Below are 14,808 nucleotides of genomic sequence, written 5' to 3' on the forward strand. Positions count from 1 at the left end.
GCTGCTTGAAACGGCGATCGGTTCGGGACGGTCATCGACTATAGGACACAGATCGTCCGATGTGGCGATGTCTACACCTCTGCTCAACTCGAACGCTGAACTGGACTGCCTTGGCCGATATTTCCCAGGGCTGCGCCTGTGTCGGGATCGCTGCAACCTAGATGTTGATCGTTCCAGCCATGGGCAGCGCCCTGGCACCTCGTAGACTGAAATTTCTCTGTACAAATATGGCCCAGGCACAAAGGGGATTCAATTGGTCCTCTCGCAACATGGGGCGATGGCAGTCTGGGAGGCGAAACAGGCGAATGCGATTGAACCCGAACCAAACATTGTCTACGGGAAACCAGAAGGGAACCGGACACAATCTAAAGTCCAGTGGCATGGAATCCTCGCGAACCAATCCAGAGTGGCACAGGTATCTAAACCTTTCTGTCGTGTGCTGCCAAGGGCTCAAACAAATCAATGATTTACGTAACGCTCGAGACGAAGGCGCGATGGCGTTCCGCACCTACAATGCCCCGCATAAGCAAGGCCCTGTGCATTTGTTTGATCTTCTGGGCGCCTGAAGCCTGCGATGTGGTCGCCCGACAGCTACTGTGGCTGTTTTGACCCCCGCAACGGGATGCTCCTAACCTAATTAACTTAAGAGGGGGAGACCACCTGATGGCATCCTTGCAAGCAACTACGGCATTGATGGGAATAGGCTTAGCTGTGCTGATCCTCTATCTGGTTCGCCGCGATCATCTGTACCTCATGCATGGCCTTTTCTGGGTGGTCGTGGCCGGCGCCGCAGCACTTTTGGGGATGTGGCCCGGCTTGATCGACGGCTTGGCACTGCTTCTCCGCATCAGCTACCCCCCGGCGCTATTGTTACTTTTTGTTTGCATTGTTCTTCTCTTGAAGGCCTTGCATGTTGATATGGTCAACACCCGTATCGAACGCGATATGCGCCGTCTCAATCAACGGCTGGCTATTCTGGAGGCCGAGATACGCCGCTCACGCGACAAGGCCTCTTCGTCTGATATCCCCCATCCATGATCCATCCACTGCTGCCAGTCATCTTGTGTGGCGGCTCAGGCACCCGTCTGTGGCCGCTGTCGCGCGAAACCTATCCCAAGCAATTTCTCTCCGTTCGGGGAAACGGAATTTCCATGCTGCAAGACACGGCCAGGCGCCTGGACGGTGTAGTGCCCCACATCCCCAGGGCTGCGCCCATAGTGGTGTGCAATAGCGAGCATCGGTTCCTGGCGGCGCAGCAACTGCAGGAAGCTGGCTTCGACGATGCCACTCTGGTGCTGGAACCCGTAGGCCGCAACACCGCACCCGCATTGACTCTTGCGGCCTTGGTGGCAGATCCGCATGCCATCTTGCTGGCCATGCCCGCGGACCATGTCATGTCCGACGTAGCGCGGCTCCACCAAGCCGTTGAAATCGCTTGGCAGCTCGCCCAGGGGGGTGACATGGTGACTTTTGGCATCGTGGCCAGCCGTCCAGAAACCGGGTATGGCTACATACAAAAAGGTGAGGCCATCGAAGGCGGTAACGCATTTGCCATTCAGAGCTTTGCTGAAAAACCCGACTTGGCCCTGGCGCAGGACTATGTTGCCAGCGGTAGCTATCTATGGAATAGCGGTTTGTTCATGGTGCGCGCCGACCAATGGTTGCGCGCCATGGAAGTGCTGCAGCCTCAAATGCTCCAGGCTTGCCAAGCTTCCATCGAAAGAAGTGTCCGCGACATGGACTTCGTACGCCCAGACAACGAAGCTTTTGCTGCTTGTCCGGCAAATTCCATCGACTATGCCGTGATGGAGCACCTGCCCGGCAACGATGCGCTGGGCATAGCCGCCCGCGTGGTACCACTGGATGCGGGATGGTCTGATCTGGGGGCATGGGACGCTCTCTGGGATGTTTTGCCACATGACGCTGACGGCAATGCGCATGCCGGCCAGACGCTGGCCATCGACACTCGCAATAGCCTATTGTTTTCCGAGTCTTGCTTGGTAGCCACCGTGGGGATGGACAACGTGGTGGTGGTGGAAACTCCTGACGCCATATTAGTGGTGGAAAAAAGCCGTACGCAAGACGTTAAAAAAATCGTGGCTGAACTCAAAGCCCAAAAGCGCAGCCTGGCTTCAACCCACCGCAAAGTTCACCGGCCCTGGGGCTGGTACGACAGCATCGATGGCGGCGAACGCTTTCAGGTCAAACGCATCGTGGTCAAACCCGGTGCCCAATTGAGCCTGCAGATGCATCATCACCGCGCCGAACATTGGATCGTGGTCAAGGGCACCGCCCAGGTCACCAACGGGGACAAGGTTTTTTTGCTGGGCGAAAACGAGTCCACCTTCATCCCCCTGGGGCATGTGCACCGGTTGACAAACCCTGGCAAAGTGCCTCTTGAAATCATTGAAGTGCAATCTGGCAGCTACCTGGATGAGGACGACATAGTGCGGTTTGAGGACACTTACGGCCGGGCGGTGCCGGCACCGCAAGGCAGCAGTGCCAAAGAAGGTTGACCTTGCTATGCCCGGCCTACCCATGCTGAAAGCCCTGTGGGGCTACCGTGGCTTCGTGTGGAGCAGCGTCATGCGCGAGTTCCACGGCAAGTACCGCGAATCCTTGCTCGGCGCATTCTGGTCAGTTGCCAACCCGCTGACCATGATCGTCATTTATACCGTCGTGTTCGGTCAGCTCATGCGACCTGGTCTTGCAGGCCATGAGCAAACACCGTTTGCATTCAGCATCTATCTGTGCGCCGGGGTCCTTACCTGGAGCCTGTTTGCAGAAATGCTCGGACGACTGAATGGCGTATTCCTGGAGCACGGAAACCTGATCAAAAAATCCAGCTTTCCACGCATTTGCCTTCCGGCCATTGTGGCGGTGTCTGCGCTGGTCAACTTTGGCATTGTGTTTGGGCTGTATCTCGCCTTTCTGGCACTGATTGGCCACTGGCCGGGCTGGGCCTTGTGGGCGATGGTGCCGTTATTGGCCTTGCAGGTGCTCTTTACGCTGGGACTGGGCATATTTTTGGGCACGCTCAATGTGTTCTTCAGAGACGTGGGTCAGCTCACGGGCATCGTGGTGCAGTTCTGGTTCTGGCTCACGCCTATTGTGTATGTATTCGACTCCTTGCCAGCCGCTGCGCGGGCGGTGCTGCAGTACAACCCGATGCAGCCTTTGATGGTGGCCTATCAGACTCTATTTTTGAATCAGCGTGTTCCAGATTTTGCTAGCTTGGCTCCGCTCGTTTTTCTGACGATGTTCTTTTTGATTTTGGGCGCTTGGTTCTTTTTGTCGCGCGTCGGTGAACTGGTGGACGAACTCTGATGGGAACTATTGTTGTTTCGAATGTTAGTAAGGCATATAAACGCTACCCCAATAAATGGGCGAGGATGCTTGAATGGATAACTGGTCGCGATCAACATAAAAAAACATGGGTGCTGCGAGACATCAATTTCACTATTGAGCCAGGGGAGGCAGTGGGAATTGTGGGGGTCAATGGTGCAGGTAAGAGCACCTTGCTGAAAATAATTACGGGAACCACACAGCCGACTACTGGCGGCGTTCATGTCAAAGGGAGAGTAGCCGCCTTGCTTGAATTAGGGATGGGATTTCACGCTGATTTCACGGGGCGTCAAAATGCGTATATGACCGGGCAGTTGCTGGGGTATAGCGTTGATGAAATCCATGCCTTGATGCCGAAAATAGAGGCATTCGCTGATATTGGTGATTATATTGATCAGCCTCTGAGGACGTATTCAAGTGGAATGCAGGTCAGGCTGGCTTTCGCAGTTTCTACCGCAACTCGGCCGGACATACTGATTGTCGATGAGGCCCTTTCGGTCGGGGACGCTGCTTTTCAAAGAAAGTGTTTTAGACGCATCGAGGAGTATAAGGAGGCGGGGACTACCCTGCTTTTTGTTAGCCATGATACAGAGACGGTAAAAAAAATATGTGATCGGGCTATTCTTGTTAATAACGGAATAATATCTGAAATTGGAAAAGCTAGAACCGTTTGCGATGCATATGAGCGATTGCTTTTTGGGGCTGCAAAAGATACGAGAGAGCAAAAAAAAGAGATAGTCCCGCTGTATGACTCATCCTTGGCCTCTAGCAGTGTCGAGGTTCAATACGGAAGCAGGAGGGCAGAAATAGTCAATGTTAATATTTCAGATAGCGATGGGGCTGTAACGAATATTATCCCTGAAGGACATCCCATATTTGTTAGCTATGAGGTTGATTTTAAAGAGCCGGCTGATCGCGTGAATTTCGGAATGATGGTGAAGTCTGTGGATGGAGTATGCGTTTATGCTACCAACGCAAATGCCAATATTGGAAATCCGAAAAGATCTTTCCAATCTGCTGAATCTGCTCGGATTCGGTTCGGGCTACAAGGAAATTTGGTTCCTGGGACTTATTACCTTAATGTGGGAGTGACGAGAGAAGGGCGCGACAAGGAAGAGATGTTGCATCGCAGAGTAGACGTTTTGATATTTCGTGTAATAAGTGCACATGCTTATAGCTCTTATGGCTTTGCGAACCTATTTGGCAATGTTGAGGTGGAAAAAAAGTGATAGTCATCGTGGCGGGGATGCAGAGAAGTGGGTCGACATTTTCCTACAACGTTGTCCGAGAGCTTCTTGATGCAAGAGGCGGTGTTTCTACATCCTCTTCAAACTCGATAAACGACGTTCTTTCTGAATCTGACGGGCCAATCAATGCAATCGTCAAAAGCCATTCGCCTGATGAGCTGATAAATGCACTTCTAAATAAAAGAGGTGTTCCATGTGTTTGCACTGTGCGCAAGCCAGAAGACGCTATTGCGTCATGGATGAATGTTTTTGGTTTTTCTCTGGAAGAGTCCGTTGCTACTTATGAGCAATGGCTTTCATGGCACCAAAAAATGCACAAAAATATGTTGAACATAAAATATGAGGATATTGATCGATATCCTTGGTTTGTGATAAGAAAAATCAGCAAATATCTTTTCGGGAAATGGGGTGCATTTGAGATTCAAAAAATCTGGCTGAACAATAAAAAGAAGGCGGTATTTAAAAAAACTAGTAATATGAATGTGGGCGATAGTGTCGATATAGGTTTTAGTTTTTATAATAAAGTCAACTTTTATCACCGACGCCATGTTTCATCGTTGAGATCCAAAGATGCATCTGAGTTGCTTAGCCAGGATCAGATAAGTTTTATCAGGTCCAATTTGAATCGCTATCTGGATAAAAACGGCACCTACCAGTGGTAGCTGAAAATACAATGATTTCTTATGCCCAGAACTTTGAAGATGTGATGTTGATGCGCGCACTCGCAAACATAGAGCGGGGGCGCTATATCGACGTTGGTGCGGCTTGGCCTGATCAGGATTCAGTCACCAGAGCATTCTATGAAAAGGGCTGGCATGGCATTAATATTGAGCCAAACCCGGATTTTCTAAAGCTTCTACAAAATAAGCGTCCTCGCGATAATAATGTCGGAATGGCGCTTGGTCGTGCACCGGGGACGCTTCCAATTACTATTTTCGAAGGCTCCGGGCTCTCCACTCTTGTGGATTCAATTGCTGAGGAGGGGGTGGTTGCGGGGCGGCCTTATATTCGTCAGCAAGTTTCTGTAACGACCCTTAATGCAATTTGGAATAGTTATTTTCCACGGGGAGAGGAAGTTCATTTTTTGAAAATTGATGTAGAGGGTTTTGAGCAAGCGGTGCTGGAGGGGAATGATTGGACCAAGAATCGCCCCTGGATTGTTCTTGTCGAAGCCACCATTCCAAACTCTCAAATTGAGGTATATGAGGGTTGGGAAAAACTGCTGCTGACCTCGGAGTATTTTTTTGTTTACACGGATGGATTGAATAGATTCTACGTTGCGAAAGAGCACGCCTATTTAATTCCGGCATTTAAATTTCCACCCAATATATTCGATGGCTTTAAATTGCGTGCTCAATTTGAAATCGAGCAAAAACTCTTGCAGTCTGAGGGAATGGTTGAAGCTTTGAAGGCGAAGGCATCAATATTGAAAAGCGAGGCCAGCGAGGCAGACCGGGCGTTTGCCAAAAATGTTGAAAAAATGGAAGCGAGGCTGGTGGCTCTGGAACGCAGGGCGGTGAATGCAGAGCATGAGATCTCGAGATTGCGTCAGAGCATGTCATGGCGCATTACTTTGCCATTGCGTCTCCTTGCAGATCTGGCACTTCATTTCTTCCCTCTGATCCGTCATGGTCTCAATCGGGCAATACATGGTGCAATCAATGCGTGTCGGCGGCCATTATCGTATTTGATCTCCTTCGTTTTGCAAAAGCCAAAAGCCAGTGCCAGAATAAATCAATGGCTTTTGCAAAAATATCCGGCGTTGCACGCGCAATTGCTGGACATTCACTCCCGACCGGGAAGAATCGATAGTTTTATGATGGCTGGATTTAGCCAATCAAAAGAGCTGAGCAGAGAAGATCTTACGCCCAGAGGTCATAAGATATACACAGATCTTCGAGGCGCCTGCAAGAGTAGTCACTGAGTAATGTTTCAATTGACAATAGGCATTGTCCTGATTTGCTTAGAGCTGCTTATTTCCTAGCATTTACATTTATTAATGAAAATTCTGATTGATCTTCAGAGCTGCCAGTCTGGTAGCAGATTTGGTGGAATCGGCCGCTATTCCATGGCTTTGGCGAAAGCAATGATGCGAGTAGGCCATTGCCACGATTTTTATGTCCTTCTGAATAAATCATTGCCCTCAGAGAATGAGGTGCGGGCTGAATTCATTGACTTGATTCCTCAGCATAAAATATTAGCGATCGATATTCCTTCAGATGTTGCAGAAAATAAGACCGCTGCAACTGGTCAAATTGGTTTGACAAGGATGGCGGAGCTTATTCGAGAAAAATTTATCGCAGACCTTTCTCCTGACATCGTGCATGTGACCAGTTTGATAGAAGGTTTGGGCGATGATGTCGTTACTTCGGTTGGCCTGCTTTTTCCCGCATCCAGGACTGCGGTGACACTATATGACTTGATTCCGTTGGTGGAGCGGGAGAAGTACCTTACAAATCATGTGCTCGAAAAGCATTTTTTCAAAAAAATCGATCACATGCGCAATGCCGGAATTCTTCTGGCTATTTCTAACTATTCAAAAATCGAGGGGCATGATGTCGGTGAATTCGCATCAGACCGCATTGTAAATATCTCGTCTGCCGTAGACTCAAAATTCAAGCCACGCCTAATATCGATAGAGCGAGAGCAGGATCTGCGAGATAGATTTAGTATCCGGCAAAAATTTCTCATTTATGTTGCGAGCTTTGATTCTCGTAAAAATCAGGAGGGATTAATAAGGGCTTTTGCACTGACATCGCCTGATATTGTGAACAACTATCAGCTGGTTATTGTCGGAAAAGGCTGGGATGAGATTTATCGTCGCCTTAAAAAAATCGGCAAGGATTCGGGTCTAAGGGATGATGCCGTTCTTTTTTTGGGCCATATTGCTGATGAGGATTTGATTGATTTATATAATCTTTCTTCCTTATTTGTTTTTCCATCTTTCAGGGAAGGCTTTGGATTGCCTGTTCTAGAGGCGATGTCTTGTGGCGTGCCCGCGATCGGCTCTAACACGACAAGTATTCCTGAGGTTTTGGGTCGATCCGATGCGATGTTTGATCCACAAGACACGAGTGCGATTTCGGCTAAGTTGGAGAAAGCATTGCTTGATCAGTCTTTTTATGAGTCTTTGAAAAAGCATTCTCTCGCGCACTCGAAAAATTTTTCCTGGGAGATGTCTGCAAAAAGAGCAATAGAATTCATGGAGACCACTGAGCGTCTTATTGATGACAAAGAGTCTGCTCTGGGCGGCGGCATTATTTATCGAAAATTTCTTTCTAGAGTGGCGGAATGCCCTGATATCAAGAACGTTCCCGATAATTTTTTGCTCAGGTCCTCTTCGGCTGTAGCGGATAATGAAATCTCCGCACTTCTTGCTTTGGGTAAGCTAAAACGGGAGGTGAAAATCGGATGGGTTACTACTTGGAATACGAAGTGTGGAATAGCGTCGTATTCTAAGAACTTGGTAGGTGCTATCAATCAACCATCTGTCATTTTTGCTCCGTTCGAACAAGCCCTGATAGATAATGATGGCGAAAATATCATTCGCTGTTGGAGAAATGGCGGCGGCAATCTCTCGATGCTCAACGCCTCCGTAGACCGTGCTGATGTTGACGTATTATCCATACAATTGAATTTTGGTTTTCACGATTTTTCTGTTCTTTCGGATTTTATAGTTCGCCAAAAAACCAAAGGCCGGGTGGTGACAGTGACGCTCCATTCCACAGTGGATCCTCCGCCTGAAGTGATCAATCGTCGGCTCTCTGAACTTGCCCCAGCTCTTGGTGTGTGTGATGCTGTCTTGATACATTCTCTTAATGATGTGGTGAATCTCAATCGATTGGGCATTCATAAAAACTTGGTATTTTTCCCACAGGGCGTGATTAAGGCATCAGCATCTGAGAGAAAAACCGAGGGAGGTATATTTAAAGTCGCTTCTTATGGTTTCGCGTTGCCTCACAAAGGCTTGGAGCAACTTATTATTGCGGTGGACATATTGTCCCGGCAGGGTGTTGAAATAAGGCTGGATATGGTTAATGCCATATATTCCGATTCAGCGTCGGAAGCGCTGATTAATCGGTGCAAAAAAATTATCAGCGATCGAGGTCTGTCTTCAAGAATTCGAATGATTACTGATTACTTGGAGAATGAGGATTCTTTAAGTCTTTTGTCCTCGGCTGATCTCGTCGTCTTTCCTTATCAAAATACTTCTGAATCGTCAAGTGCTGCCGTAAGAATGGGGTTGGCCTCTGGAGTTTTGGTGGCGGTTACTCCTTTAAGTATTTTTGAAGATGTTCGTAATTTTGTGTATGAATTGCCAGGAACAAATTCAGAGGATTTGGCGCTGGGCATCGGTAAAATCATCCATGCCGTCGGGCAAGATGTAGAGGAAATAGCCAAAATAAGGGAACAGTCTCAGCGGTGGAGGCTGTGTAATGATTTTGAGCAGTTGGGCAGATATTTCTCTGATCTTGTTGTCGGTTTTGTGGAAAAAGTAGCGCGCTGATTAATATAATTCGAAGGAGTTGAGATGTCTTTTGATGGTGATTATGAGATCTATGTCAAAAAAATGAACGCGGCATTTCGTGCTCACGACATATATGTAGAGGATGGGTGTTTCAAATTTTCTGATTCTGCCCTGCTTGCTGCAAGAAATGGCAACTGGTTGGGCGCGGTTGGCGATTTGAAAAATAGTCTAGAGCGTGTGCTTGGGAAAAATTTGAACTCCAGTCACCGGTTTTTGAAGAAACCGTATGTAAGGGACTTCAGATTTGATGGGGGTGACGGGCTATCTGTTGCGATAATTAATGAGCAGTCTTTGGAGTGGTATGGGAGGGATGGCGCAGAGCATGCTTTTGATTTCCTTTTGGAGTCAAAACGTGGGCTATTTGCAAACTCCAAGCGCTATTTGGACCTGGGCGGACATCAGATGATATGGGCATGCTACTATGCGCTGCAATCTGATACGACTGAGGTCATTTCTTATGAGCCATCCATTCTAAATGTCGCTATTGGGACATTTAATTGCTTTATAAATGGCGTCATCGGTAAGGTTGATATTATTCCGTTTGCGGTTCTGGCCTCCAACGCATCTGAAGGGGATGAAAATTCCAAGATGCTAGTGGATTTTATGAATATGCCTTTGCGCGGCTATCGTATTGATCGAATGGATGATTTGAAATTTGACTTCATTAAGACGGATATAGAGGGATATGAGCTCGACCTACTGGCATGCCCCTGTTATGCCAGAATTTTGAAGCATGCTCGGTATTCGCATTTGGAGCTCCATCTTGGGCATCTCCAGGGGCATGGCATTGGGACTGATGTGTGGGTAAACCGGCTCCAAGCCGCCGATTTGAATGGAAAAGAGCTCTATTCTGGGCGCGACATGTTTGAATTCCTGTCGGAGGCCAGTCCAAAAGGATTTTATTCATTTATATTGGAATGATTAATTAATTTCGATCATGAAAAAAGCAATTGTTACTGGGATTACGGGGCAGGATGGTGCATATCTGGCGGAGCTTTTGTTGCTAAAAGGATATGCCGTTTATGGTACTTATCGACGCACGAGCTCGGTCAATTTTTGGCGAATCGAAGAATTGGGGATTGAAAGTAACCCTCATCTTCACTTGCTTGAATACGATCTTACAGATTTGGGTTCGAGTATTTCATTGCTGCAAAAGGTTCAGCCCGACGAAATTTACAATCTGGCTGCTCAGAGTTTTGTGGGGGTGTCGTTTGAACAGCCAACTGCCACGGCTCAAATTACCGGCCTCGGTGCTCTCAATTTATTGGAAGCTATTCGTTTGGTTAATCCGGATATACGCTTTTACCAAGCAAGTACGTCTGAAATGTTTGGTAAAGTCCAGGCCGTGCCTCAAGTGGAAAGCACACCCTTTTATCCGCGCAGTCCATATGGTGTTGCAAAGCTTTATGCGCATTGGATGACTGTAAATTACAGGGAGAGCTATAGCATATTTGGCAGTAGCGGTATCTTATTTAATCATGAGAGCCCATTGCGCGGTCGTGAGTTTGTAACTCGAAAGATTACCGACGGCGTGGCCAGAATCAAGCTGGGGAAACTCGATGTTCTGGAGTTGGGCAATCTGGACGCCAAGCGGGATTGGGGTTTTGCCAAAGAGTATGTAGAGGGTATGTGGCGCATGCTGCAGGCGAATGAACCCGATACATTCGTATTGGCTACCAACCGCACGGAAACTGTGCGTGATTTCGTGCGCATGGCATTCAAGGGGGCCGGTATTGAAGTGGACTTCATCGGCTCGGCTGATCACGAAATGGCTGTCGATGCTGGGACAGGCAGAACGGTCATGCGCGTAAATCCAAAGTTCTATCGTCCGGCAGAGGTGGAGTTGCTCATCGGCGATCCTGCCAAGGCGAGAGCCAAACTGGGGTGGGAGCCGCAGACAACGCTGGAGCAGTTGTGCCAGATGATGGTAGAGGCTGACTTGAGGCGTAATCAGGCTGGTTTCTCGTTCTGAAGGCAAGGGCTTGGATGCCATGACCCAACCGAGAGCGCTGATCACCGGCATGAAGGGATTTACTGGCCGCTATGTGGCTGCAGAGTTGCAGTCGCATGGATGGGACGTCTGGGGTGTCGGAACGCAACCCGATGCGGCCGACCCTCGCTATCGTTGTGCAAATTTACTGGACGCATCTGCATTGCAGCTGGTGGTGGAAGACGTGCAGCCCGATGTGGTGGTTCATTTGGCAGCCATAGCGTTTGTGGGCCATGGAGATGCAGATGCGTTTTATCGTGTGAATCTGTTAGGCACGCGCAACTTGCTGGCGGTGCTTGCCGACGCTCGGCGCAAGCCACAGTGTGTGCTGTTAGCCAGCAGCGCCAATGTGTATGGCAACTCTATAGAAGGTGTGCTGACTGAGGCCGCGCCCCTCAATCCGGCAAACGACTATGCAGTGAGCAAACTTGCCATGGAATTCATGGCGCGGCTGTGGATGGACCAGTTGCCCATTGTGATTGCCAGGCCCTTCAATTACACCGGTGTGGGGCAGTCTGAGGACTTTCTGCTGCCTAAAATGGCGGCGCATTTCCGCAGGCGCGCGGATACCATTCAATTGGGAAATCTGGATGTTTGGCGAGACTTTTCAGATGTGCGCGCTGTTGCACAGGCCTATCGCCGGTTGTTGCAGATATGCCCTGCTGGGGCCACAGTCAATGTGTGCTCTGGTCGCATGCACTCGCTGCGAGAAGTCCTGCACATGATGGGGCGCATTTCCAGCCACAGCCTGGATGTTCAGGTCAATCCAGCATTTGTCCGCGGTAACGAGGTTCGCTCGCTAAGAGGGAATGCGGACAAACTGCTTGGTCTGATTGGTGATTGGGAAGTCCCGCCGTTGGAGGAGACGTTGCGCTGGATGCTTGAAGCTTGAAGTGGCGTAGCCAAGTAGTCTCGGCAACAACTAAAGCGATGTCGTGCATAGTATTCTTTTCGCGTCTGCAAATCGCCAACGCAACGAATATATGCGCTGAATCAGCGCCTCTTCCTAGGCTGCCAAAATCCTTCGTAAATAAATTTCATCAGCCATTCGTGCCGAAGCTGACCATGACGCACGAAGTTGTATTGTATAGGTAGAAAATTTTCTTGTTGTTGGTCTTTGAGAAGAGATATAGCGCCATGAATCTTGAAGCCTGCTCTGGGCGATCAGGGGGGATTCGCAAGTTGGTACAGCTTCCCCCGGGGAACGTCGAAACCCCCGGGGTCGGTAAGCGCCAAAAAGAGAGATTTCCATTGATTCCGGTATATTGTTCAAATCGAAGGTAAACTGGATCTTCCTCGATGTAGAAAGTCTGAGCCTGCGCGGCGTGGACCCAAAGTGCACCAATGGTTGTTGCAAGAATGCAGAAGTATTTTTGGAGTTTCATATATCCTCTTGGCTCGTCTTAATTCAAAAGCAGGAGATTTATAATTGTGCCGATGTCTGGGGGGGCTTGCATTTGATAGCTGGCGGCCAACGTTAATCCGGAAAAAGGCTCATAGCCAGTGAGCATAATGTGGTAAGTGCCTGCTGCCGGTGTGGGGAGTGTACAAGTCTCAATATTACCAATGAGATATGGCCTGCAATCGTAAGACGACAGGGTTGGCACTTGGCCCAGTTTGACGTAGAGATCTGAATCTCCCGTGCCGCCGCTGATCTGAATCACGAGATTGATGGCTCCGGCAGGAACCGCCACGGAAAAGTACTGCGTAGAGCCAGCACTGCCAGATAAATTGCTTTGTAGCAGAGGTGTCGATGTGCTGCCACCGGAACTCAGATTGAACTGGGCATTGACGGTCGTGTTTGCGTTGACCGTGAATGAGCACGAACCCGTGCCGGTGCAAGTATCCCCACTCCATCCCGTGAACGTGCTGCCGTTGGCGGGCGTGGCTGTGAGGGTGACGATCGAGCCAGGGGGCAGCGATTCAGTGCATGTGTTGCCGCAATTGAGGGCGCCTCCGGATCTCACCACAGTGCCGCTGCCGGTTCCTACCTTGGCAATGGAGAGAACCCCTTGTGGTGTGGGTACAAAACTGGCCATGACGTTCTTTGCCACATTCATCGTCATGGAGCATGGCCCGTTCCCCGTGCAGTCACCGCTCCATCCCGAGAAGGTGTAGCCCGTTCCCGCTGTAGCTGACAGCATGACAGTAGTCCCTGCCGCGTAACTTTCATTGCAGTCAATTCCGCAGTTAATGCCCGCGGGAGAACTGGTTACGGTGCCGGTGCCGGAAATGCCCACCGCCAAGGGAAAGGTGCCAGATGTATCAAGCGGTAGCTTTGATTGGGCTTGGCTTGACATGACGGCAGGCACGCGATCTGGATTCACACCGTATGGATGACTGGTTCCAAATGTCCAGGCGATATTGCCCATCGAGCCATTCAAAAGATGGCAATAGCTCATGATGGTGCCGTTGCGTTGGCCAGCCCCTCCCCCTGAAATTGATGAGATACCTGGCAGATACCCAAGGCGTCCAGCCCCTCCGAGTGAGATACCACATTGCCCGGTGGCGTCCCCCGAGAAGCAGCAGTCAATGGCGCCCCCATTGTTTGGTGATGGCGCAATGAATGGATTGTCATAGTCATGCGTGTGTGAGCTTCCAAAGGCGTGCCCAATTTCGTGGGCAACCACTACAGAATCCCAGATGACTTGGGGGTTTGAGGGAGTGAAGTTGCCCGAAAGTCCTGCGCTAACCCCATAGGCAATAGTTGGACTGGCCAAACTGCCCACATAGGCTATGCCACCGCCTATGTTTTTGCCGCTCATGAGGTGCACATGGTGTCTGGAAACCGATGCGTTTGCGCCCGAGTTCCAAAAAGCTTGAAGTTCATCGAGCATCTCACCTGTTGTCGTTTTGCTCCACGGGTCTGCCGAGGTTGTACGGATGAGTATCTGTTTAAGGTTGAAGCGCGTGGCAACTTCCGTTTGGTACCTGCTGCTAATGTAGGTGAGAAGGTTTGTGATGTACGTGAAGGTTGCGGCTTCAGATCCAAGCTTTTGATAGAGCTCGTAGTCGCTGTCAATGATGATGTCGGCGCGGCGCGGGCTATCCGCTTTTTCTGCAAGAATTTGAGAAGAGTTTGCCTTGCTCGTTTTTAAAATCTCATCTAAGCGAATATTGCGTTGAATCGGCTCACTTTGAAGAAAAGTGGGTGTTACACCACAAGAAAATTCTCGATTGACAAAATCCTTGTGATGATCAACCAGCCGCGACGCGACTTTCCCTCCGCTACTGCCGTGCACGGGGAGTAGTTCATTCACTATGACATCATTATCTCGGTGAATGATGGTTCGGATTTCGCCATCTGGGGTTATTGTTGCGAAAGCATAACTTTCGGGCTTTCCCTCTAGGCCGCCAATGAAATGGGCGTTACCGGCAAATGGAAATGCGCGGGCCCCTTTTCCATCTACCACCACATACTGGGTATCGCTGCCAACCACCTCGGAGCGGTGAAGCTCAAGATGAACTACTGAAGGATGCTTGTCATCAACTATCAGATTTTCGATGCGCAATGCCTCACCAGGTTTTGTGTTGAGTGCCGCAGTTGTCGTGCCGGCAAGGGGCGGCTGCCCGGGGACGAGTTGCAATACTTTTTGTGCGCGGACCGTTCCCGGAAAAGCGATGGCCGTAAAAATCGATAGAATAATTATCGATTTCCATATTAATTCGCTTGGTTTTTTTATATTTGTCATTTCATT

The 14,808-nt window shown here is 49.4% G+C and carries 12 protein-coding genes; 10 read left to right on the top strand and 2 right to left on the bottom strand.

Annotation, left to right across the window (positions count from 1 at the left end; translation table 11 throughout):
- Positions 1–663: 663 nt before the first annotated feature.
- The 10 genes from AC07PV_RS12885 (at position 664) to AC07PV_RS12930 (ending at position 12,002) form a co-directional block, all read left to right on the top strand.
- A complete protein-coding gene (locus AC07PV_RS12885) occupies positions 664–1,038 on the top strand; it encodes a DUF2304 domain-containing protein (RefSeq protein ID WP_218340377.1) in 375 nt (124 codons plus the stop codon).
- Entirely contained in the window at positions 1,035–2,516 is a 1,482-nt protein-coding gene (locus AC07PV_RS12890; RefSeq protein WP_494630434.1) for a mannose-1-phosphate guanylyltransferase/mannose-6-phosphate isomerase, read from the top strand. Before AC07PV_RS12885 ends, AC07PV_RS12890 begins: the two co-directional genes overlap by 4 nt.
- A 22-nt stretch (positions 2,517–2,538) precedes the next feature.
- On the top strand, positions 2,539–3,327 hold the full coding sequence (locus tag AC07PV_RS12895; RefSeq protein ID WP_218293378.1) for an ABC transporter permease: 789 nt from the start codon (positions 2,539–2,541) through the stop codon (positions 3,325–3,327).
- Positions 3,327–4,574, top strand: a complete 1,248-nt coding sequence (locus AC07PV_RS12900) for an ABC transporter ATP-binding protein (protein ID WP_494630435.1) — start codon at positions 3,327–3,329, stop codon at positions 4,572–4,574. The genes AC07PV_RS12895 and AC07PV_RS12900 overlap by 1 nt, the downstream gene beginning before the upstream one ends.
- A complete protein-coding gene (locus AC07PV_RS12905) occupies positions 4,571–5,254 on the top strand; it encodes a sulfotransferase family protein (protein WP_494630436.1) in 684 nt (227 codons plus the stop codon). The genes AC07PV_RS12900 and AC07PV_RS12905 overlap by 4 nt, the downstream gene beginning before the upstream one ends.
- Before the next feature lie 11 nt (positions 5,255–5,265).
- Positions 5,266–6,516, top strand: a complete 1,251-nt coding sequence (locus AC07PV_RS12910) for an FkbM family methyltransferase (RefSeq protein WP_494630437.1) — start codon at positions 5,266–5,268, stop codon at positions 6,514–6,516.
- Between the two features lie 75 nt (positions 6,517–6,591).
- Positions 6,592–9,099 (top strand): glycosyltransferase, encoded by a 2,508-nt coding sequence (locus AC07PV_RS12915; protein ID WP_494630439.1) that lies wholly within the window; start codon positions 6,592–6,594, stop codon positions 9,097–9,099.
- 24 nt (positions 9,100–9,123) lie between these two features.
- Positions 9,124–10,041: an FkbM family methyltransferase gene (locus AC07PV_RS12920; RefSeq protein WP_218293383.1), complete on the top strand. Its 918-nt coding sequence runs from the start codon at positions 9,124–9,126 to the stop codon at positions 10,039–10,041.
- 16 nt (positions 10,042–10,057) lie between these two features.
- Positions 10,058–11,092 (top strand): GDP-mannose 4,6-dehydratase, encoded by a 1,035-nt coding sequence (gene gmd, locus AC07PV_RS12925; RefSeq protein ID WP_218293384.1) that lies wholly within the window; start codon positions 10,058–10,060, stop codon positions 11,090–11,092.
- A gap of 19 nt (positions 11,093–11,111) precedes the next feature.
- Positions 11,112–12,002 carry an NAD-dependent epimerase/dehydratase family protein gene (locus AC07PV_RS12930; RefSeq protein ID WP_494630554.1) on the top strand — a complete coding sequence of 297 codons (891 nt, stop codon included), beginning with the start codon at positions 11,112–11,114 and terminating at the stop codon, positions 12,000–12,002.
- Between the two features lie 148 nt (positions 12,003–12,150).
- On the opposite strand, the gene AC07PV_RS12935 is transcribed toward AC07PV_RS12930, so the two are convergent.
- The gene (locus AC07PV_RS12935; RefSeq protein ID WP_218293385.1) at positions 12,151–12,495 is read right to left on the bottom strand and encodes a hypothetical protein; all 345 of its coding nucleotides are present in this window, start codon (positions 12,493–12,495) and stop codon (positions 12,151–12,153) included.
- 18 nt (positions 12,496–12,513) lie between these two features.
- A complete protein-coding gene (locus AC07PV_RS12940; protein ID WP_494630440.1) occupies positions 12,514–14,802 on the bottom strand; it encodes an InlB B-repeat-containing protein in 2,289 nt (762 codons plus the stop codon).
- Positions 14,803–14,808 lie beyond the last annotated feature (6 nt).

The sequence above is a fragment of the Acidovorax sp. GW821-FHT09A11 genome (assembly GCF_059418365.1).

Excerpts from the sequence above, each read along its gene's own strand:
- AC07PV_RS12895 (WP_218293378.1), top strand. The coding sequence starts at position 2,539 with ATGCTGAAAGCCCTGTGGGGCTACCGTGGCTTCGTGTGGAGCAGCGTC.
- AC07PV_RS12940 (WP_494630440.1), bottom strand. The coding sequence starts at position 14,802 with ATGACAAATATAAAAAAACCAAGCGAATTAATATGGAAATCGATAATT.
- gmd (WP_218293384.1), top strand. The coding sequence starts at position 10,058 with ATGAAAAAAGCAATTGTTACTGGGATTACGGGGCAGGATGGTGCATAT.
- AC07PV_RS12885 (WP_218340377.1), top strand. The coding sequence starts at position 664 with ATGGCATCCTTGCAAGCAACTACGGCATTGATGGGAATAGGCTTAGCT.
- AC07PV_RS12900 (WP_494630435.1), top strand. The coding sequence starts at position 3,327 with ATGGGAACTATTGTTGTTTCGAATGTTAGTAAGGCATATAAACGCTAC.
- AC07PV_RS12910 (WP_494630437.1), top strand. The coding sequence starts at position 5,266 with ATGATTTCTTATGCCCAGAACTTTGAAGATGTGATGTTGATGCGCGCA.
- AC07PV_RS12915 (WP_494630439.1), top strand. The coding sequence starts at position 6,592 with ATGAAAATTCTGATTGATCTTCAGAGCTGCCAGTCTGGTAGCAGATTT.
- AC07PV_RS12930 (WP_494630554.1), top strand. The coding sequence starts at position 11,112 with ATGACCCAACCGAGAGCGCTGATCACCGGCATGAAGGGATTTACTGGC.
- AC07PV_RS12890 (WP_494630434.1), top strand. The coding sequence starts at position 1,035 with ATGATCCATCCACTGCTGCCAGTCATCTTGTGTGGCGGCTCAGGCACC.
- AC07PV_RS12920 (WP_218293383.1), top strand. The coding sequence starts at position 9,124 with ATGTCTTTTGATGGTGATTATGAGATCTATGTCAAAAAAATGAACGCG.
- AC07PV_RS12935 (WP_218293385.1), bottom strand. The coding sequence starts at position 12,495 with ATGAAACTCCAAAAATACTTCTGCATTCTTGCAACAACCATTGGTGCA.